We start from the raw sequence: 19,527 nt of genomic DNA, 5'->3' as shown, positions 1-19,527 counted from the left end.
GTGCCCCCTTCCCAAGCAATGGTTCTCAGCAATACCTTAGGGCTCCCGGCCCGGTCGAAGAAACGCGCAGGCGTCGAAGGAGCTCTCCCGTGGCAGACCGCACACCCCCGCTGAGCGTCGAGGAGCTGCACGCCCTCGTCGCGAGCGGCGAGATCGACACCGTCGTCCTGGCCTTCCCCGACATGCAGGGCCGGCTCCAGGGCAAGCGGTTCGCCGCCCGCTTCTTCCTCGACGAGGTCCTCCACCACGGCACCGAGGGCTGCAACTACCTGCTGGCCGTGGACACCGAGATGAACACCGTCGACGGCTACGCGATGTCCTCCTGGGACCGCGGCTACGGCGACTTCGCCATGCACCCCGACCTCGCCACCCTGCGCCGCGTCCCGTGGAACGCCGGAACCGCCCTGCTGATCGCCGACCTCGCCTGGGAGGACGGCTCACCGGTCGTCGCCGCGCCCCGGCAGATCCTGCGCCGCCAGCTGGAGCGCCTCGCCGAGCACGGGTTCACCGCCCAGGTCGGCACCGAGCTGGAGTTCATCGTCTTCAAGGACACCTACGAGCAGGCCTGGGACGCCCACTACCGGGGTCTCACCCCGGCGAACCAGTACAACATCGACTACTCGGTGCTCGGCACCGGCCGCATCGAGCCCCTGCTCCGCCGGATCCGCAACGAGATGGCCGCCGCCGGTCTCACCGTCGAGTCCGCCAAGGGCGAGTGCAACCCCGGCCAGCACGAGATCGCCTTCCGCTACGACGAGGCCCTCACCACCTGCGACCAGCACGCGATCTACAAGACCGGCGCCAAGGAGATCGCCTCCCAGGAGGGCGTCTCGCTGACCTTCATGGCCAAGTACAACGAGCGCGAGGGCAACTCCTGCCACATCCACCTCTCGCTCGCCGACGCGGCCGGAAACAACGCGATGGCGGGCCCGGACGGCATGTCCGACGTGATGCGGTACTTCCTCGCCGGACAACTCGCCGCCCTGCGGGACTTCTCGCTCCTGTACGCCCCCAACATCAACTCCTACAAGCGGTTCCAGCCGGGCTCCTTCGCCCCCACGGCCGTCGCCTGGGGTCACGACAACCGCACCTGCGCGCTGCGGGTCGTCGGCCACGGCCGCTCGATGCGCTTCGAGAACCGGCTGCCCGGCGGGGACGTCAACCCGCACCTGGCGGTCGCCGGACTGGTCGCGGCCGGGCTGTACGGCATCGAGCAGAAGCTGGAGCTGCCGGAGGTCTGCACCGGCAACGCCTACACCGCCGAGTACGCCCACGTCCCCACCACCCTGCGCGAGGCCGCCGAGCTCTGGGAGAACAGCCCGATCGCCCGGGCCGCCTTCGGCGACGAGGTCGTCGCGCACTACCGCAACATGGCCCGCGTCGAACTGGAGGCGTTCGACGCCGCCGTGACCGACTGGGAGCTGCGCCGCTCCTTCGAACGTCTGTGAGCCAGAGTGTCCGTGATCCCGAGGGCCGTGATCCCGAGTGTCCGTGAAAGGTTCTTCGTTGTCGTACGAGCATGAGCTGACCGTCCTCAACCCGGCCACCGAGGAGGTCGTCGCCACCGTCCCCGCCGCCACCGCAGCCGACGTGGACGCGGCCGTGGCCCGCGCGGCCAAGGCGCAGGAGGGGTGGGCCCAGGCGGCACCCGCCGACCGGGCCCGGCTGCTGCACCGGTTCGCCGACGTCGTCGACCGACATGTCGAGGAACTGGCCCTGCTGGAGGTCCGCGAGGCCGGTCACCTGCTCGGCAACGCCCGCTGGGAGGCCGGCAACGTCCGGGACCTGCTGGCCTACGCGGCCGGGGGAGTGGAGCGCCTGAACGGCCGCCAGATCCCGGTGGCCGGCGGCCTCGACATCACCCTCCTCGAACCCCTCGGCGTGGTCGGCGTCATCGCGCCCTGGAACTTCCCCATGCCCATCGCCGCCTGGGGTACGGCCCCCGCGCTCGCCGCTGGCAACGCGGTGCTCCTCAAGCCCGCCGAGACCACCCCGCTGACCGCGCTCCGGCTCGCCGAACTCGCCTTGGAGGCAGGGCTGCCGGAGGGCCTCTTCCAGGTGCTGCCCGGCCACGGGCCGGTCGCCGGCACCGCCCTCGTCGAGCACCCCGGGGTCGCGAAGATCGTGTTCACCGGGTCCACCCGCACGGGCCGTGACGTCATGGAGCGCTGCGCCCGCCAGGTCAAGCCGGTCACCCTCGAACTCGGCGGCAAGAGCCCGAACATCGTCTTCGCCGACGCGGATCTCGCCAAGGCCCTCGACCCCTTCTCCTTCCTCGACAACTCCGGCCAGGACTGCTGCGCCCGCACCCGGATCCTCGTCCAGGAGTCGGTCCACGAGGAGGCGCGGGCGTTCCTCGCCGACGCGCTCTCCGCCGTGATCGTGGGCGACCCCGCCGACGAGAAGACCCAGATGGGCCCGCTGATCTCCCGGCAGCAACGGGACCGGGTACGGCAGTTGGCGCCCGCCGACGCCCCCGGCCTGCGGGGCGGCGCGCCCGACGGACCCGGCTTCTGGTTCGCGCCCACCGTCCTCACCGGCGAGGCGCCCGACTCCGCGGCCGCCCGCGAGGAGATCTTCGGACCGGTCGCCGTCCTGCTGCCCTTCACCGACGAGGCCGACGCGATCCGGCTCGCCAACGACACCCCCTACGGCCTCTCCGGATCCCTCTGGACCCGCGACCTGGGCCGCGCCCTGCGCGTCTCCCGGGCGGTCAAGGCCGGCAACCTGTCCGTCAACTCCCACTCCAGCGTCCGCTACTGGACCCCCTTCGGCGGCTACAAGCAGTCCGGACTCGGCCGCGAGCTCGGCCCGGACGCCCTGACCGCCTTCACCGAGACCAAGAACGTCTTCATCAGCACGGAAGGCCCCACCCAGTGACCTCATCGACCTCTTCGGCCGACCAGATCGTGTGCCGCCGTCTCGTCGGCCGTACGGCCGTCATCACCGGAGCCGGCAGCGGCATCGGTCTCGCCACCGCCCGCCGGCTCGCCTCCGAGGGCGCCAACGTGGTCTGCGCCGACGTCGACGAGACCCGCGGCAAGGCCGCCGCCGACGAGGTCGGAGGGCTCTTCGTCAAGGTCGACGTCACCGACCAGGAGCAGGTCGAGGCGCTCTTCAAGACGGCCTACGACACCTACGGCAGCGTCGACATCGCCTTCAACAACGCCGGTATCTCGCCCCCCGACGACGACTCCATCCTGGAGACCGGCCTGGAGGCATGGAAGCGCGTCCAGGAGGTCAACCTGACCTCCGTCTACCTGTGCTGCAAGGCCGCGATCCCCTACATGCGGCAGCAGGGCAAGGGTTCCATCATCAACACGGCGTCCTTCGTGGCGAGGATGGGCGCGGCGACCTCCCAGATCTCCTACACCGCCTCCAAGGGCGGGGTGCTGGCCATGTCCCGTGAGCTGGGCGTGCAGTTCGCGCGGGAGGGCATCCGCGTCAACGCCCTGTGCCCCGGGCCGGTCAACACCCCGCTGCTCCAGGAGCTGTTCGCCAAGGACCCCGAGCGGGCCGCCCGCCGCCTGGTGCACATTCCGGTCGGCCGGTTCGCCGAGGCCGAGGAGATCGCCGCCGCCGTCGCCTTCCTGGCCAGCGACGACTCCTCCTTCGTCAACGCCAGCGACTTCCTCGTCGACGGCGGCATCTCGGGGGCGTACGTCACACCGCTCTAGGTCTCGTCCTACAGTGCCCCCATGAGCAGGACGCTCCCGCCCGGCTGGTACCCGGACCCCGACGCTCCGCAGGAGGAGCGCTGGTGGGACGGGACCGCCTGGACGGACCACCGGCGCGCCCCCGAGGTCCCCGGCCCGCCCCGACCGGCGGGCGGCGGGGCCTCGGGACGCGCCAAGGGCATCGCGCTCACGCTCTCCGGGATCGTCCTCGTCGCCGCCCTCGTCAGCGGGGCGCTCGCCCTCGCCCGGGGCGACGGGGACGACGTCGTGGCCGACACGGCCCCCACCCTCGCGACCCCCTCGCCCTCCGAGCCCGCACCGAGCCCCTCCCGGCTGGTCGACGAACTCGACGGCATCAGCCTGCCGTTGCCCGCCGGCTGGGCGCCCGCGAAGTACGTCACGCGCGACAACCTCGTGATGACCGCGGACGGCGGCGGCAGGGTCTTCACCCGCACGGTGCCCGGAAGCCCGGAGAGGCTCCCGGAGACGCTCGCCAAGAAGGACATACCCCAGGCCGCCGACACGTCCTACGACGACGTCCGCGACCACCGTGTCCTGCGCTCGGGGCGGGTGAGGGTGGCCGGCTGCTCCGGATACCTGGTGCGCTGGCGGGTCAGGACCGCCGAGGGGCCCGGCGGGTACGTCCAGTCACTCGCCTTCTCACCCGCCGGCGGCCACGGGGCCCCGGACACGGTCGTCGTCCGCTTCGCCTTCGACGCGGGCCCGGACGGCCCGCCGCTCGCCGACATGGACCGGATCACCCGGGGGATCCGGCCCCTCGACCGCTGACCTACAGGAACGTGTGGCCTTCCCCGCGGTACGTCGGCACGGTCGCCGTCACCGCGTCCCCCTCGATCAGCCGCAGCACCTCGAACCGCTCGCACAGCTCACCGGCCTTGGCGTGCCGGAACCACACCTTGTCGCCGATCAGCAGGTCGTCGGCGGGGGAGCCGAGCAGCGGGGTCTGCACCTCGCCGGGCCCCTCCTGCGGGTCGTACTTCAGGCCCTCCGGCAGATACGGCACCGGCAGCCGGTCGGGACCGGCCGCGCCCGAGGCCGGGTAGCCGCCGCCGAGGACCGTCACCACGCCGACGCCGGGGCGGCGCACCACGGGCTGGGCGAACAGGGCCGCCGGACGGCCGCTGAAGGACGTGTAGTTGTCGAACAGCCGCGGCACGTACAGCCCCGACCCGGCCCCGATCTCCGTGACGGCGTCCTCCGCCGCGGTGTGCTGCACACTGCCGGTGCCACCGCCGTTGACGAACTCCAGATCCGGTACGACGGCCCGCACCGCGCGCACCACCGCAGCCCGCCGCTCCGCGAGCTCCTTGCGGGCGGTGGCCTGCATCAGCCGTACCGCCCGGGAACGCAACGGCCGCCCGGCGACCGCGTCCCCGACGCCGGCGATGTGCCCTTCGTAGGCCATGATCCCCACGACCTTGAACCCGGGACGGCGGGCCACCAGACGCGCCATGTCGGCCACCTGGGCGGGGGAGTGCAGCGGTGAACGCCGGGCGCCCACCCGGACCTTGCCGCCGAGGAGCTTCAGCGAGGTGTCCAACTCCAGGCAGACCCGGATGACTTCGGTGCCGCCGGCCCTGGCCTCGTCGATGAAGGCGAGCTGCGCGGGGTCGTCGACCATCACCGTCACCGCGGCGGCGAGCTTGGGATCGGCGGCGAGTTCGGCGTAACCGGAGCGGTCGGCCGAGGGGTAGGCCAGCAGGATGTCGTCGAAGCCGCTCCGGGCCAGCCACAGGGACTCGGCGAGGGTGAAGGACATGATGCCCGCGAAGCCGTCCTTCGCCAGGACCCGTTCGAGCAGGGCCCGGCACCGCACGGACTTGCTGGCGACACGGATCGGTTTGCCCCCCGCCCGGCGGACGAGATCGTCCGCGTTGGCGTCGAAGGCATCCAGGTCCACGATCGCGAGAGGGGCGTCGAGATGGGCGGTGGCCCGGTCGTAACGGGCCCGGTCGGCGGCGCGCGCAGTCATGAACGAAGCCTGCCAGACAGGATTACCGCAGGGTAGGGGGACGTTCCGGGCAGATGCCCCCGGGCTTGTGGACTGGTTCCCGGTCGGCCCGCGACAACCCGTAGAGTGACGCGCACGCACGCAGGGCTGTTCGCCCTCCCGACGCCGCCGCGCCGGGATGCCGGACCTCCCGTGCGGGTATGCGTGCCCGGACGGCCGTCTTCCACACCGACGACACCGACGCGGGGCGCGCGCACGACCGAACGGCCCGGACATGAGGAAACGGGGGGTGCATGAGTACGGACGCACGCCGCGCCTCGATTCCTCCACGGCCGGCTCAGCCGCCGACGGCGGGAGCGGGCGGGGCCGGTTCCGGCTCGTCCCAGCAGTCCCAGTCGCCGTCGCGGTCGTCCGAGGAGGCGGGCCGGGAATCCGTGACTCCGGGTGCCCGTGTGACGGACGACACTGAATGGCAGGCCTTCGGCGAACGCGCCCGACGCGGCGCGGTGGCGCCGGGCCGCCCGGTGTTCGGCGGCTTCGACTGGCAGGGCTCCGGCGAGACCGGCGCCCCGGACCGACGGGAGTCCGGCAGGGCGGGCGACCCGGCGAGCGTCTCGCCGAGCGGGGAGCGGGCCTCGGTGCCGAACCCTGCGGGGCGGCCCCCGATACGCACGCCCGACGAAGCGGGCGCCGGTTCAGAAGCACGCGGTGGGTCCGACGGTCGGGGGCCAGGCACGGACGGCTCCCGCGGCACCGCGGCTTCGACGGGCCGCGAGGGCTTCGACACAGCGCTGCGCACGGCCGGCACCGGCAACGCACCGGTCCACCCCGGGACCCGTACACCCCAGGAGGCACCGGCGAACGCCTCGGGGGACCCCGCCACGGGTACGGTTCCCTCCCCGTCGACCGGTACCGGCCCCGGCGCCCGGGCCGTGTCCGGCTCTCAGGGCGCGTACCGGCACGGCTCGTCGCAGCCGGGTTTCTCCGACAGCCCCCTGCCGCCGCCCCCTGCCTCGGCCCGTTTCCCGGACGCGCCCCCGGCACCCGGCTCCGGCAGCGGACAGCCGGCCCATCACTCCACGCCCGGCACCGAGCCCCGCTCGACGCGTGCCGGCGCGGCCCACCCCGGCCCGATGCCGCCCGAGTCCGGCACCGGCCCGTCGGCGTCCGGTGCTGTGCCGCCCCGGCCGAGTTCTCGACCCTCCGTGCCGCCGCGCCGTCCCGGTGCCCCCACCGAGACCGCCTCCGAGACGACCTTCCGGATGCGGCCGGTACCCACCGGGCGGGAGTCCGGTGAGGGCCGTACGGGCTCGGCGTCCGCGTCCTCCGGAGCCCGGCCCGCGTCAGGCGGCCCCGCGATACCGCCCATGCCCGACACCCGCCCCGACGCCGCACAGCCCCGGCCCACCCCGAGCCGTCCAGCCGGCGCGCCCGCACGCCCCGGCTTTCCGCCACGCCCCACGCGTGACGCGTCCGCCGCCGGTGCTGTGCGCGGAACTTCCGCTGCCGGGAACCCTCCGGCCTCCCCCCGCGCATCGACCGTGCCCCCGCCCCCCGCCGCCCCACCGAGCCCCGCCCCGATGCCCTCGGCTCCCACGGAAGCCCCGTCCGGTTCGGGTCCCCGTACCGCCCCCCTCTCGCCCGACCCCGCCCTCTCCTGGAGCGCCTCCCTGCCCCCGCAGGCCGGGACCTCCGGCGGCGGGCGGCCCGTGGTGTCGTTCGGGGAGCCCGAGGTCGGTTTCAAGGAGCGGTCGTGGGGGGTGCGGATTCCGGCCAGGATCGCCGCCGTGGCCGGCAGCGTGGTGCTCGGTCTCGGGCTCATCGGCGGTGCCGTGACCGGGAGTTGGCTGATCGGGGACTCGGGCGAGGACGGCGGGAACGACCGCTTCGCGCAGGCCGGCCGGCTCTGGCACAGCGTGCCCGTGGACCAGCTGTTCCCGCCGACCGTGGACGGCCAGGGCGCCGGCCCCGGCGGAGCCGACCGTACGTGGACGCGGATCGCCGTCGCCCCGGACAGCGGCTGCACCGACGCGTTCGACCCCCTGCTGCGCAAGGCCCTCGCCCCCGTCGGCTGCGAACGCCTGCTGCGCGCCACCTACACGGACGCCACCCAGAGCTACGTCACCACCGTGGGCCTGCTGTTCACCGACGCCGACGCCCCCGCCATGCGCGAGCTCGACACCCGCTTCACGAAAGAGGGCCTGGACACCCGCACCGACCTGATGCCCCTGCCGTACGCCGCGAAGAACACCCTCGCCGCGGACTTCGGTGCCCGGCAGCGCGGCTCCTGGACGATCTCCGTCCTCACCGACGCCCCGGTCGTCGCCTACGCCGTCTCCGGCTGGGCGGACGGCCGTGCCGTCGACACCCCGGAGCCCGCCGAGAAAGCCATGGAGCCGGGCGACACCAGCCCCGCCGCCCAGGCCGGCCTCGGCAACGAGGCCCAGGGACTGGCCGACCGTGTCGAACGCGCCCTGCGAAAGACCGTCTCCTCGCCCCCGGAGCAGCCCTCATGAGCGTCGCCACCCGCAGAGCAGGCCTCCTGAGCGTCCTCCTCGCCGCCTCCGTCGCCCTCGTCCCGCCCACCGCCGCGCACGCCGACGGCATCCGCGCCAAGCAGTGGGCCCTCGACGCCATGCACACCCAGGAGGCCTGGCAGACCACCAAGGGCGCCGGCGTCACCGTCGCCGTCCTCGACACCGGCGTCGAGAACGACCACCCCGACCTCGTCGGCAACGTCCTCACCGGCAAGGACATGATCGGCTTCGGGGCCGTACGGGGGCAGCGGTCCTGGGCCCGGCACGGCACCGCCATGGCCGGCATCATCGCGGGCCACGGACACGGCTTCGACAACGCCGACGGTGTCATGGGCATCGCCCCCGAGGCCAAGATCCTCCCCGTCCGCGTGATCCTGGAGGACGACGACCCCGCCCGCGCCAAGGCCCGCAACACCCGGGGCAACGCCCTCGCCGAGGGCATCCGCTGGGCCGCCGACCACGGCGCCGACGTCATCAACCTCTCCCTCGGCGACGACTCCGCCTCCGCGCACCCCGAGGCCGGCGAGGACGACGCCGTCCAGTACGCCCTCAGGAAGGGTGCCGTCGTCGTCGCCTCGGCCGGGAACGGCGGCGAGAAGGGCGACCACATCTCCTACCCGGCGGCCTACCCGGGCGTCATCGCGGCCACGGCCGTCGACAAGTTCGGCACCCGCGCCTCCTTCTCCACCCGCCGCTGGTACGCCACCGTCGCCGCCCCCGGTGACGACGTCGTCATCGCCGATCCCGACCACAAGTACTACGAGGGCTGGGGCACCAGCGCCGCCTCCGCGTTCGTCTCGGGCGCGGTCGCCCTGATCAGGGCCGCCCACCCGGACCTGACGCCGGCCCAGATCAAGCGCCTCCTGGAGGACACGGCCCGCAACGCCCCCGCCGGCGGCCGCGACGACTCCCGCGGCTTCGGCTTCGTCGACCCCGCGGCGGCCCTGAAGGCGGCGGCCCGCCTCAAGCCGGAAAGCCTGCAACCGGCCTCCTACGGCGAGAAGTACTTCGGCTCGGGCCCGGACACCGCCGAGTCCGACGACGACACGGCCAGTTGGGCGGCCCCGCTGGCCGGAGGCTTCGGCGTCGCCCTGCTGGTCACCGCGGTGTTCCTGTGGCGCGGCCGCCGGGGCCCTCGCGGTTCCTACGACGACTTCTGAACCGGCGGATCCGGCAGCGCGCCCTTAGAGGCGAGGGGCTGCGTCGATGTGCGGCTCCGCCGCGTGGGCGCGACCGGCCACGAAGGACCCGCAGCCGAAACTCAACGGGAGACAGCGGCGGCCGACGCCCCGGCACCCGTGAACACCGACACCGCCGCCTTCGCCGCCGCCTCCACCAGCGAAATCCCCTTCGCCTGCGTGGAGTTGCCGTTCGACAGCACGGCCACGAGAAAAGTGTGCCCGCCTGCCGTGACCCGGCCGATGCTGTTGATGTCCCACAGCCCGGTCGTGCTCCGGGGCAGCCAGCCGTTCTTCAGCGCCGACCCCGAGCCGTCGGCCGCCGCCGACACCCCCCACCGCTGGTCGGCCTCGATCCGCCCCATCAGCCCCTGGAGATACGACCGCGATGCCTCGCTCAGCTCCGAGTCGTCCCCGAACACCTGCTGGAGCAGAGTGAGTTGATCGGCCGCCGTGGTCTGCGTCAGCCCCCACAGCGCCCCGTCACCCCCCTCCGTGCCGGTCAGCCCGAGCCTCTTGTTGGCCGCGTCGAGCCCCGCGGCCTTCCCGATCGTGTCCCACAGCGCCGACGCCGAGGCGTTGTCACTGTTCTCGATCATCGTGGTGGCGTACGCCTTCTCCCGCGCGGTGAGTGCCGTGCCCCGGTCCTGGTGCTGGAGCAGCAGCGCGGCGAGGATGTCGACCTTCACGATGCTCGCCGTGTCGAAGGCGCCTTCGCCGTACACCGCGCTGTCGCCGGACTCCACGTCGAGCACGGCCACCGACACCTTCGCCTCGCCCGTCGCGCGCACCGCCTTCACGGCGGTCGCGAGCCGCTCGTCGAAGTCCACCACCGGCTCCGCCACGGCCGCCTCCTGAGTCGTGGTCGCCGACGACGGGGAGACCGACGGCGTCGCGGCCGACGATACGGGCCCGCCACCGGAGTGCGCCCGCGCCTTCACGTAGACCGTGCCCCCGACCGTCGCCCCGACCACGGCGACGACGGCGACGGAGACGAGCGCGAGGGACCGCAAGGGCCGGCGGGACCGCGAGGGCCGGCGGGCCCTTCGGGCGCGGCGGTCGGCGGTTCTGGAGGACTCCATGGCGCCGATGCTCGGACCGCCGACTGTGCGGGCCGTTAGGCGGACGTTAGAGCTGTGTCAGCGAACTCTGAGAAACCCGTGAAAGCCGTCACGGGCGGGTTTCCGGGCCCGCACAACCGCAAGAGCAAGCCCCCGATAGGGTCGGTGACCGTGGCGAACAAGAACATTCCCGACCCCGGCTTCTCCGACGACGACGGCTCCGCCGACCCCCGGCTGAGCGCGGCGCTCGCGGACTGGGCCGAGGACCGTGCCGCCGTGGGCCCCGTCCTGGAGGCGCTCAGGGGCGCCCGGCTGCTCGTCCCGGTGGTCGCCGTGCTCGGCGAGGTCGAGGAGGACGAGCACGGACTGCGCCGCGAGAAAACCAGCGACATGGCCGTACCGACGCTGAAGGCCGGATCCCGGACCGCGCTGCCCGCCTTCACCTCCACCGACTCGCTCGCCCGCTGGGACCCCGAGGCCCGCCCCGTCGCCGTACCCCTGCACCAGGCGCTCCAGGCCGCCGCGCACGAGAAGGCGGACACCGTCGTGCTGGACCTGGCCGGTCCGGTGCCCTTCGAGCTGACCGGTTCCGCCCTGCTCGCGCTGGCCGAGGGCCGGTCGAACGCCGATCCGCTGGCCGATCCGGCCGTCGTCGGCGCCGTACGGGACGCCGTGGCGGCCGAGCCCGCCGTGCTGCGGGCCCACCTCGGGCCGGGGCAGGCGGACGGCACCCTGGCGCTCGTGCTGGAGCCGACGGCGACGCCCGCGGCCGCCGCCCAGGCCGTCGCCGAGCGCCTCGCCGCCGACGAGACACTGCGGGCCCGCCTGGTGCGCGGCCTCGACCTGGCAGTCCTGCCGGCCGGGGCCACGCCTCCGGGCGAGCCCTTGTACGTACGGGATTGAGCTTCGAGCAGGTCGCCGACCTGCCCGGCCGAGCGCGGGGGACGACCTAGCCGTAGATCGGCCCGGTGTACTTCTCGCCCGGGCCCTGGCCCGGTTCGTCCGGGACCAGGGACGCCTCGCGGAAGGCCAGCTGGAGGGACTTCAGGCCGTCCCGCAGCGGGGCCGCGTGGAAGGAGCTGATCTCCGTCGTGGACGCGTCCAGGAGGCCGGCCAGGGCGGTCACCAGCTTGCGGGCCTCGTCCAGGTCCTTGTACTTGTCGCCCTCCTCGGTCAGACCGAGCTTCACGGCGGCGGCGCTCATCAGGTTGACCGCGACCGTCACGATCACCTCGACGGCGGGGACCTCCGCGATGTCGCGGGTCATCTCGTCGAAGTCGGGGGAGTCAGGAGACGCGGGAGGGGTGTCACTCATGTCCCACACGATAGGGCCCGGTGCACGCCGGTTCGCACCACCCCCTGGATGCTGCTAACCTTGTGTGACGACCGGCCGGACACACGTGTGTGAAAGTGTGACCGGCCCACAAGTGGAGGCTCCGATCTCCCACCCGACCCCCCTCCGGGGAGGCGGGTCACCCCGGTCAGGCGGCCACCATCGTTCCGTACGGACGATGGAGTCGCCCGAAAGCGCGCCCCGCGGCATCGCGGCGGTGCTCCGGCAGTGTTTGGAGCCCCGTCTGTGATCGTCCGGGGCATTTTTTGTGCCTTGGCGCGGTTAGGTCTGAAGAAGATGACATACGCGGCTGTCCGCCAGACCGCCGTGTGGTGCTAACCGAGGAGGATCCATCAGCGCCGAGCCCCGCATCAACGACCGGATTCGCGTTCCCGAGGTGCGACTTGTCGGTCCCAGTGGCGAGCAGGTGGGCATCGTCCCGCTGGCCAAGGCACTGGAGCTTGCGCAGGAGTACGACCTGGACCTGGTCGAGGTCGCGGCGAACGCCCGTCCGCCCGTGTGCAAGCTCATGGACTACGGGAAGTTCAAGTACGAGTCGGCCATGAAGGCCCGTGAGGCGCGCAAGAACCAGGCGCACACGGTCATCAAGGAGATGAAGCTCCGGCCGAAGATCGACCCGCACGACTATGACACCAAGAAGGGTCACGTCGTCCGGTTCCTCAAGCAGGGCGACAAGGTCAAGATCACGATCATGTTCCGTGGTCGCGAGCAGTCCCGGCCGGAACTCGGCTACCGACTGCTGCAGCGTCTCGCGGAGGACGTCCAGGAGCTCGGTTTCGTCGAGTCGAACCCGAAGCAGGACGGCCGGAACATGATCATGGTTCTCGGTCCGCACAAGAAGAAGACCGAGGCGATGGCCGAGGCCCGCCAGGCGCAGGAAGCCCGCAAGGCAGACGCGAAGGCCAACCCCGGCAAGTCGCAGAACGCCGCTGAGGCCGACCACGACGAGGCCGTGGCCGACGTCGAGGCTCCTGCCGAGGCATCCGCCGAGGCGTGATCCGCGAGGGACGCGAGTCCCCGAGGACGTAACCGATACAACAGCGACGTTCCACCGTGCCCGGTTTCACGACCGGGCACCGGAACGCCACCGACGAGGAGAGAACGGCGCTATGCCGAAGAACAAGTCGCACAGCGGTGCCAGCAAGCGCTTCAAGATCACCGGCTCCGGCAAGGTGCTCCGTGAGCGCGCCGGCAAGCGCCACCTGCTCGAGCACAAGTCGTCCCGCGTGACGCGCCGCCTGACCGGCAACGCCGAGATGGCCCCGGGCGACGCCGCGAAGATCAAGAAGCTTCTCGGCAAGTGACGTCCGCGGTGCTCGCCCTGAGCGCCGTACGTCAGCACCGGGACCCAATCGTTTCCGGGCCGTGTGAGTCCAACCACGGCCCCGCTACAAGGAGTTAACAAGTGGCACGCGTCAAGCGGGCAGTCAACGCCCACAAGAAGCGCCGGGCGATCCTCGAGGCGGCCTCCGGCTACCGCGGTCAGCGTTCGCGCCTGTACCGCAAGGCCAAGGAGCAGGTCACCCACTCGCTGGTCTACAACTACAACGACCGCAAGAAGCGCAAGGGCGACTTCCGTCAGCTGTGGATCCAGCGCATCAACGCCGCTGCCCGCGCCAACGGCATCACGTACAACCGCTTCATCCAGGGTCTGAAGGCCGCGAACATCGAGGTCGACCGCAAGATCCTGGCCGAGCTGGCCGTCAACGACGCGACCGCGTTCGCCGCGCTGGTCGAGGTGGCGCAGAAGGCCCTCCCGGCCGACGTCAACGCCCCCAAGGCGGCGTGACGTTGCACTTGGCCTAGGCCGACGTGACATGAGGGACCCGCAGGCTTTCGGGCTTGCGGGTCCTGTTGTGTAGTTATCGAAAGTGAGCGACATGTCCTCCGCCACCCCCGAGTTGATCTCCCCCCGTTCCCCTCGCGTCTCCGCCGCCCGGCGGCTCGCCAGGCGGAACTTCCGGGGCAAGGAGCGGCTGTTCCTGGCCGAGGGGCCGCAGGCCGTGCGGGAGGCCGCGGGACACGGGCTGGTCGAGCTGTTCGCCACCGTGGAGGCGGCGGAGCGCTACGCCGACATCATCGGAGACGCCCGGTCCGTCGGCGCCCGGGTGCACCTCGCCTCCGAGGACGTCGTCGCCGACATCTCGACGACCGTCACCCCGCAGGGGCTCGTCGGGATCTGCCGGTTCCTGGACACCCCCTTCGAGGAGATCCTCGCCGCCCGCCCCCGGCTCGTCGCCGTGCTCGCCAACGTGCGGGACCCCGGCAACGCCGGCACCGTCCTCAGATGCGCCGACGCCGCCGGTGCCGAGGCCGTCGTCCTGACCGACGCCTCCGTCGACCTGTACAACCCCAAGGCCGTCCGCGCCTCCGTGGGCTCCCTCTTCCACCTGCCCGTCGCCGTCGGCGTGCCCGTCGAGGAGGCCGTCGAAGGACTCAAGAAGGCCGGGGTGCGGATCCTCGCCGCCGACGGGGCCGGGACCGACGACCTCGACGACGAGCTCGACCAGGGCACCATGGGCGGGCCGACCGCCTGGGTGTTCGGCAACGAGGCCTGGGGGCTCCCGGAGGAGACCCGCGCCCTCGCGGACGCCGTGGTGCGCGTCCCGATCCACGGGAAGGCCGAGAGCCTGAACCTCGCCACCGCCGCCGCCGTATGTCTCTATGCGTCAGCCCGTGCACAGCGCGCCCCGGGAGGGTGCCGCTCCGTCACCGACAACCAGTAGGGTGACCAGCTCGGGGGCCCCTCAGACGCCTGAGAGGTGGGGTGCGGGGATGAGTGTCGGCACGAGGAGCGCGCACGGCGTGTCCGAGGCCAGCGCCGGTGGTCTCGTCGAGCTCGGCATCGATCCCGACCAGCTGCCCGACGGGCTGGTCGTCGCGGACGAGCAGGGCCGGGTGATCTGCTTCAACGCCGCCGCGGCCCGGATCACCGCCCTGCCCGCCGAGGACGCCCTCGGACAGCGGCTGGAGAAGGCCCTCCCGTTAGAGGACCTGGAGGGACGGCGCTGGTGGCAGCTGACCGATCCCTACGGCGGCCTCGCCATCCGCAGCCGGCAGCCCGAGCGGAACCTGCTGCTGCCCGGCGGCCGTGAGGTCCTGGTCTGCGCGCAGTACGTGCGCACCGAGCCCACCGGACCCGTCCACCGGGTCGTCGTCACCCTCCGGGACACCGAGGCCCGCCGCCGTACCGAACGCAGCCACGCCGAGCTGATCGCCACCGTGGCCCACGAGCTGCGCTCCCCGCTCACCTCCGTCAAGGGCTTCACCGCGACCCTCCTCGCCAAGTGGGAGAGGTTCACCGACGACCAGAAGCGGCTGATGCTGGAGACCGTCGACGCGGACGCCGACCGGGTCACCCGGCTCATCGCCGAGCTGCTGGACATCTCGCGGATCGACTCCGGGCGGTTGGAGGTCAGGCGCCAGCCCGTGGACATCGGCGCCGCCGTCGGCCGGCACATCCAGGCCTACGTGGCCGCGGGCCTCGCCGCCGACCGGTTCCTGCTGCGCCTGGAGCAGCCGCTGCCCATGCTGTGGGCCGACCCCGACAAGATCGACCAGGTGCTCAGCAACCTGCTGGAAAATGCCGTGCGGCACGGCGAGGGAACCGTCACGATTGACATCACGCCCACGGAGTCGCCCCGGGAAGGGGAGGACACCGGCACGTCGGTCACGGTGAGCGACGAGGGCCCCGGCATCCCGGAGGAGTCCATGAACCGCGTCTTCACCCGCTTCTGGCGGGGCAGCAAGCGCGGCGGCACCGGACTCGGGCTGTACATCGTCAAGGGCATCGTCGAGGCCCACGGCGGCACCATCACGGTCGGCCGCGCCCCCGAGGGCGGCGCACAGTTCCGATTTACGTTGCCCGTGAGCGCTCCGGCCTATCTGACCTGAGTGCCCGCGGGCTCATTCGTACATCCCCACCCCGTTAGACTCGGCCTTTGGCACCCATGTGTCCCATGGACGGCCCTCTGACCTCTGAGTGAGTCGGTGACGGGGACCTTCAGCCAGCCAACCGGAAGCACGGGAAGAGATGTCGGCACCGAATAAGTCGTACGACCCTGTAGAGGTCGAGGCCTTGAAACCGGAAGAGATCGAGCGCATGCGGGACGAGGCGCTCGCCGCCTTCGCCGCCGCGGGCTCCCTCGACGCGCTCCAGGAGGCCAAGGTCGCCCACACCGGCGGCACCTCCCCGCTGGCCCTCGCCAACCGCGAGATCGGCGCCCTGCCCCCGCACGCCAAGGCCGCCGCCGGCAAGCTCGTCGGCCAGGCCCGGGGCGCGGTGAACAAGGCCCTCGCCGGCCGTCAGGCCGAGCTGGAGGCCGAGCGGGACCAGCGCGTACTGGTCGAGGAGGCGGTGGACGTCACCCTGCCGTACGACCGCGTACCGGCCGGCGCCCGCCACCCCCTCACCACGCTCTCCGAGCGCATCGAGGACGTCTTCGTGGCCATGGGCTACGAGGTCGCCGAGGGCCCCCAGGTCGAGGCCGAGTGGTTCAACTTCGACGCCCTCAACATCGGCCCGGACCACCCGGCCCGCGGCGAGCAGGACACCTTCTTCGTCCAGGGGCCCGACGGAACCGCCGACTCCGGTGTCGTGCTGCGCACCCACACCTCGCCCGTGCAGATCCGCTCCCTGCTCCAGCGCGAGCTGCCGGTCTACGTGATCTGCCCCGGTGTCGTCTACCGCACCGACGAGCTGGACGCCACGCACACCCCGGTGTTCCGCCAGGTCGAGCTGCTGGCCGTCGACGAGGGCCTGACCATGGCCGACCTCAAGGGCACCCTGGACCACATGGTCCAGGCGCTGTTCGGCGAGGGCATGAAGACCCGGCTGCGCCCGAACTTCTTCCCCTTCACCGAGCCGTCCGCCGAGATGGACATGGTCTGTTACGTCTGCCGCGGCGAGTCCGTCGGCAACCCGGACCGCCCCTGCCGTACCTGCTCCTCCGAGGGCTGGATCGAGCTCGGCGGCTGCGGAATGGTCAACCCCAAGGTGCTCACCGCGTGCGGGGTGGACCCGGAGAAGTACAGCGGCTTCGCCTTCGGGTTCGGCATCGAGCGGATGCTGATGTTCCGCCACAACGTCGAGGACATGCGAGACATGGTCGAGGGTGACGTTCGGTTCACCCGGCCGTTCGGGATGGAGATCTGATGCGGGTCCCGCTTTCTTGGCTGCGGGAGTACGTCGACCTGCCGGCGACCGAAACCGGCCGTGACGTCCAGGCCAAGCTCGTTTCCGCGGGTCTTGAGGTCGAGACCGTCGAGCACCTCGGCGCCGACCTCAAGGGCCCCCTGGTCGTCGGCCAGGTGCTGACCATCGAGGAGCTGGAGGGCTTCAAGAAGCCGATCCGCTTCTGCACGGTCGACGTCAGCCAGGCCAACGGCACCGGCGAGCCGCAGGAGATCGTCTGCGGCGCCCGGAACTTCGCCGTGGGCGACAAGGTCGTGGTCGTGCTCCCCGGTGCCACGCTGCCCGGCGGGTTCTCCATCTCCGCCCGCAAGACGTACGGCAAGACCTCCCACGGCATGATCTGCTCCAGCGACGAGCTGGGCATGGGCGACGACGGCACCAAGGGCATCATCGTGCTGCCCCCGGAGACCGAGGTCGGCAAGGACGCCATCGAGCTCCTGGAGCTGGTCGACGAGGTCCTGGACATCGCCGTCACCGCCAACCGCGGCGACTGCCTGTCCATCCGGGGCGTGGCCCGCGAGGCCGCCATCGCCTACGGCCTCCCGCTGAGCGACCCCGCGCTGCTCGACGTGCCCGGCCCGAACGCCTACGGCTACCCGGTCGAGGTCTCCGACCCCCTCGGCTGCGACCGCTTCACCGCGCGCACCGTCACCGGCCTGAGCCCCGAGGCGCGCTCGCCGATCTGGCTCCGGCGCCGGCTCCAGAAGGTCGGCATGCGCCCGATCTCGCTCGCCGTCGACGTCACCAACTACGTGATGATGGAGCTCGGCCAGCCGCTGCACGCCTACGACCGCTCCCTGGTCCAGGGCACCATCGGCGTCCGCCGCGCCACCGAGGGCGAGCAGATCGAGACCCTCGACGGCGTGACGCGCAAGCTGCACGCCGAGGACCTGGTCATCACCGACGAGCGGGGCCCGATCGGCCTTGCCGGCGTGATGGGCGGCGCCAACACCGAGATCGCCGACCACGCCGAGGGTGAAGGCACCACCGACGTGGTCATCGAGGCGGCCCACTTCGACGCGGTCGCCATCGCGCGTACGGCCCGTCGCCACAAGCTGTCCTCCGAGGCGTCCCGGCGCTTCGAGCGCGGTGTCGACCCGGCGGCCGCCGCGGCTGCCGCACAGCGCACCGTCGACCTGCTCGTGCTGCTCGCGGGCGGCACCGCCGAGGCCGGTGTCACCGAGGTCGTCGCCCCGTCGGCCCCGCACACCATCAGCGTCCCGGCGGACCACCCCGACAAGGTCGCGGGCGTCTCCTACGGCCGCGAGACCGTCGTACGGCGGCTCCAGGAGGTCGGCTGCGACGTGTACGGGCAGGACGAGCTGATCGTCACCGTGCCGTCCTGGCGTCCCGACCTCCAGGAGATCAACGACCTGGCGGAAGAGGTCATCCGCCTGGAGGGTTACGAGAACCTGCCCTCCACCCTGCCCAAGCCCCCCGCGGGGCGCGGTCTGACCCAGCGCCAGCGGCTGCACCGCCGCGTGGGCCGGGTGCTGGCCGGTGCCGGTTACGTCGAGGCGCCGAACTACCCGTTCGTCGGGGAGCAGGTCTTCGACCAGCTGCTGCTGGACGCGGACGACCCGAAGCGCCGGGTCGTCAAGCTCACCAACCCGCTCAACGACGAGGAGCCCGCGCTCCGCACGTCCCTGCTGCCGGGCCTGTTCGGGGCGCTGCGCCGCAACGACGGGCGGGGCTCGCACGATCTGGCGCTGTTCGAGACCGGGCTGGTCTTCCTGCCCCGCGAGGAGCAGCGCGTCGCCGCGGTGCTGCCGGTGGACCGGCGGCCGACCGACGACGAGATCGCCGACCTGGACGCCGCGCTGCCCGAGCAGCCCCGGCACGTGGCCGCGGTGCTCGCCGGGGCGCGCGAGCAGGCCGGCTGGTGGGGCAAGGGCCGTCCGGCCGACTGGGCCGACGCGGTCGAGGCGGCACGGGCCGTCGCCCGGGAGGCCGGGGTCGAACTGGTCGTCCGCGGTGGGCAGTACGGGCCGTGGCACCCGGGCCGGTGCGCCGAGCTCCTGGTCGGCGACACCGTCGTCGGTCACGCCGGTGAGCTGCACCCGCGGGTCGTGAAGGCGTTCGGGCTGCCCGCGCGGACCTCGGCGATGGAGCTGGACCTGGACGTCCTGGAGGCGGCCGGCGACGACACCCCGCAGGCGCCGAGCATCTCCACGTTCCCGGTGGCCACGCAGGATGTCGCGCTGGTGGTGGACAAGTTCGTGCCGCATGCAGAGGTCGAGGCCGCGCTGCGGGCGGGCGCGGGTGAACTCCTCGAGGGGATCCGGCTGTTCGACGTCTACGAGAACGAGGAGCAGCTCGGGGACGGGAAGAAGTCGCTGGCCTATGCGCTGCGGTTCAGGGCCGGTGATCGGACTCTGACCGTGGATGAGGCTTCGGCGGCTCGGGATGCGGCGGTTGCCCTTGCTGGGGAGCGGACCGGGGCGGTGCTGAGGGCCTAGTCGCCGTAGGGGCCGCGGGGGTCTGGTGGCTGCGACTGCGTCGTGGCTGGTCGCGCAGTTCCCCGCGCCCCTGGGGGGTGCGGGGCTGCGCCCCG

The 19,527-nt window shown here is 72.4% G+C and carries 17 protein-coding genes and 1 pseudogene; 14 read left to right on the top strand and 4 right to left on the bottom strand.

What is annotated here, in order from left to right:
• Positions 1–89: 89 nt before the first annotated feature.
• From AC2XR2_RS08220 to AC2XR2_RS08205, 4 genes are read left to right on the top strand one after another with little or no spacing between them, the layout of a single operon-like run.
• Positions 90–1,448, top strand: coding sequence for a glutamine synthetase family protein (locus AC2XR2_RS08220; RefSeq protein ID WP_381301279.1), 1,359 nt, complete (start codon positions 90–92; stop codon positions 1,446–1,448).
• A gap of 58 nt (positions 1,449–1,506) precedes the next feature.
• Positions 1,507–2,880, top strand: a complete 1,374-nt coding sequence (locus AC2XR2_RS08215) for an aldehyde dehydrogenase family protein (protein WP_491514672.1) — start codon at positions 1,507–1,509, stop codon at positions 2,878–2,880.
• Positions 2,877–3,677: a 3-oxoacyl-ACP reductase gene (locus AC2XR2_RS08210; protein WP_381301283.1), complete on the top strand. Its 801-nt coding sequence runs from the start codon at positions 2,877–2,879 to the stop codon at positions 3,675–3,677. Before AC2XR2_RS08215 ends, AC2XR2_RS08210 begins: the two co-directional genes overlap by 4 nt.
• Positions 3,678–3,698: 21 nt before the next feature.
• Positions 3,699–4,466, top strand: coding sequence for a DUF2510 domain-containing protein (locus AC2XR2_RS08205; RefSeq protein WP_491514671.1), 768 nt, complete (start codon positions 3,699–3,701; stop codon positions 4,464–4,466).
• Position 4,467: 1 nt separating this feature from the next.
• Here the strand turns inward: AC2XR2_RS08205 and AC2XR2_RS08200 are convergent, their stop codons facing one another.
• Both AC2XR2_RS08200 and AC2XR2_RS08195 read right to left on the bottom strand, forming a co-directional pair.
• Positions 4,468–5,670: an amino acid deaminase/aldolase gene (locus tag AC2XR2_RS08200; RefSeq protein WP_491514670.1), complete on the bottom strand. Its 1,203-nt coding sequence runs from the start codon at positions 5,668–5,670 to the stop codon at positions 4,468–4,470.
• A gap of 1,051 nt (positions 5,671–6,721) precedes the next feature.
• The gene (locus tag AC2XR2_RS08195; protein WP_491514669.1) at positions 6,722–7,018 is read right to left on the bottom strand and encodes a hypothetical protein; all 297 of its coding nucleotides are present in this window, start codon (positions 7,016–7,018) and stop codon (positions 6,722–6,724) included.
• Between the two features lie 343 nt (positions 7,019–7,361).
• Between AC2XR2_RS08195 and AC2XR2_RS08190 the strand changes: the two genes are divergently transcribed.
• Positions 7,362–8,165 carry a hypothetical protein gene (locus AC2XR2_RS08190; protein WP_491518420.1) on the top strand — a complete coding sequence of 268 codons (804 nt, stop codon included), beginning with the start codon at positions 7,362–7,364 and terminating at the stop codon, positions 8,163–8,165.
• Positions 8,162–9,346: a type VII secretion-associated serine protease mycosin gene (mycP, locus tag AC2XR2_RS08185; RefSeq protein WP_330268082.1), complete on the top strand. Its 1,185-nt coding sequence runs from the start codon at positions 8,162–8,164 to the stop codon at positions 9,344–9,346. Before AC2XR2_RS08190 ends, mycP begins: the two co-directional genes overlap by 4 nt.
• A 101-nt stretch (positions 9,347–9,447) precedes the next feature.
• Here the strand turns inward: mycP and AC2XR2_RS08180 are convergent, their stop codons facing one another.
• Positions 9,448–10,446, bottom strand: coding sequence for a serine hydrolase (locus AC2XR2_RS08180; RefSeq protein ID WP_491514668.1), 999 nt, complete (start codon positions 10,444–10,446; stop codon positions 9,448–9,450).
• Positions 10,447–10,596: 150 nt separating this feature from the next.
• Here AC2XR2_RS08180 and AC2XR2_RS08175 point away from each other — a divergent pair, with 150 nt between their 5' ends.
• Positions 10,597–11,328: an SseB family protein gene (locus AC2XR2_RS08175; RefSeq protein ID WP_330268084.1), complete on the top strand. Its 732-nt coding sequence runs from the start codon at positions 10,597–10,599 to the stop codon at positions 11,326–11,328.
• A gap of 46 nt (positions 11,329–11,374) precedes the next feature.
• Here the strand turns inward: AC2XR2_RS08175 and AC2XR2_RS08170 are convergent, their stop codons facing one another.
• Positions 11,375–11,740, bottom strand: coding sequence for a DUF1844 domain-containing protein (locus AC2XR2_RS08170; RefSeq protein ID WP_330268085.1), 366 nt, complete (start codon positions 11,738–11,740; stop codon positions 11,375–11,377).
• A gap of 345 nt (positions 11,741–12,085) precedes the next feature.
• Between AC2XR2_RS08170 and infC the strand changes: the two are divergent.
• From infC to pheT, 7 genes and pseudogenes are all read left to right on the top strand, one after another.
• Positions 12,086–12,776: pseudogene (gene infC, locus AC2XR2_RS08165) on the top strand (translation initiation factor IF-3).
• Positions 12,777–12,888: 112 nt separating this feature from the next.
• Positions 12,889–13,083: a 50S ribosomal protein L35 gene (rpmI, locus tag AC2XR2_RS08160; RefSeq protein WP_003977225.1), complete on the top strand. Its 195-nt coding sequence runs from the start codon at positions 12,889–12,891 to the stop codon at positions 13,081–13,083.
• 101 nt (positions 13,084–13,184) lie between these two features.
• On the top strand, positions 13,185–13,568 hold the full coding sequence (rplT, locus tag AC2XR2_RS08155; protein WP_007380809.1) for a 50S ribosomal protein L20: 384 nt from the start codon (positions 13,185–13,187) through the stop codon (positions 13,566–13,568).
• Between the two features lie 91 nt (positions 13,569–13,659).
• Positions 13,660–14,505 carry a TrmH family RNA methyltransferase gene (locus tag AC2XR2_RS08150; protein WP_449350133.1) on the top strand — a complete coding sequence of 282 codons (846 nt, stop codon included), beginning with the start codon at positions 13,660–13,662 and terminating at the stop codon, positions 14,503–14,505.
• A 49-nt stretch (positions 14,506–14,554) separates the two neighbouring features.
• Positions 14,555–15,673: a sensor histidine kinase gene (locus tag AC2XR2_RS08145; RefSeq protein ID WP_381301296.1), complete on the top strand. Its 1,119-nt coding sequence runs from the start codon at positions 14,555–14,557 to the stop codon at positions 15,671–15,673.
• Positions 15,674–15,812: 139 nt separating this feature from the next.
• Positions 15,813–16,934, top strand: a complete 1,122-nt coding sequence (gene pheS, locus AC2XR2_RS08140) for a phenylalanine--tRNA ligase subunit alpha (RefSeq protein ID WP_381301298.1) — start codon at positions 15,813–15,815, stop codon at positions 16,932–16,934.
• On the top strand, positions 16,934–19,432 hold the full coding sequence (gene pheT / locus AC2XR2_RS08135) for a phenylalanine--tRNA ligase subunit beta (RefSeq protein WP_491514667.1): 2,499 nt from the start codon (positions 16,934–16,936) through the stop codon (positions 19,430–19,432). Before pheS ends, pheT begins: the two co-directional genes overlap by 1 nt.
• Positions 19,433–19,527 lie beyond the last annotated feature (95 nt).

Source organism: Streptomyces sp. LS-MS-L19 (assembly GCF_058382285.1).
Note: the sequence above shows the minus strand (reverse complement) of the source record. Positions and strands in the feature narration are given on the sequence as shown.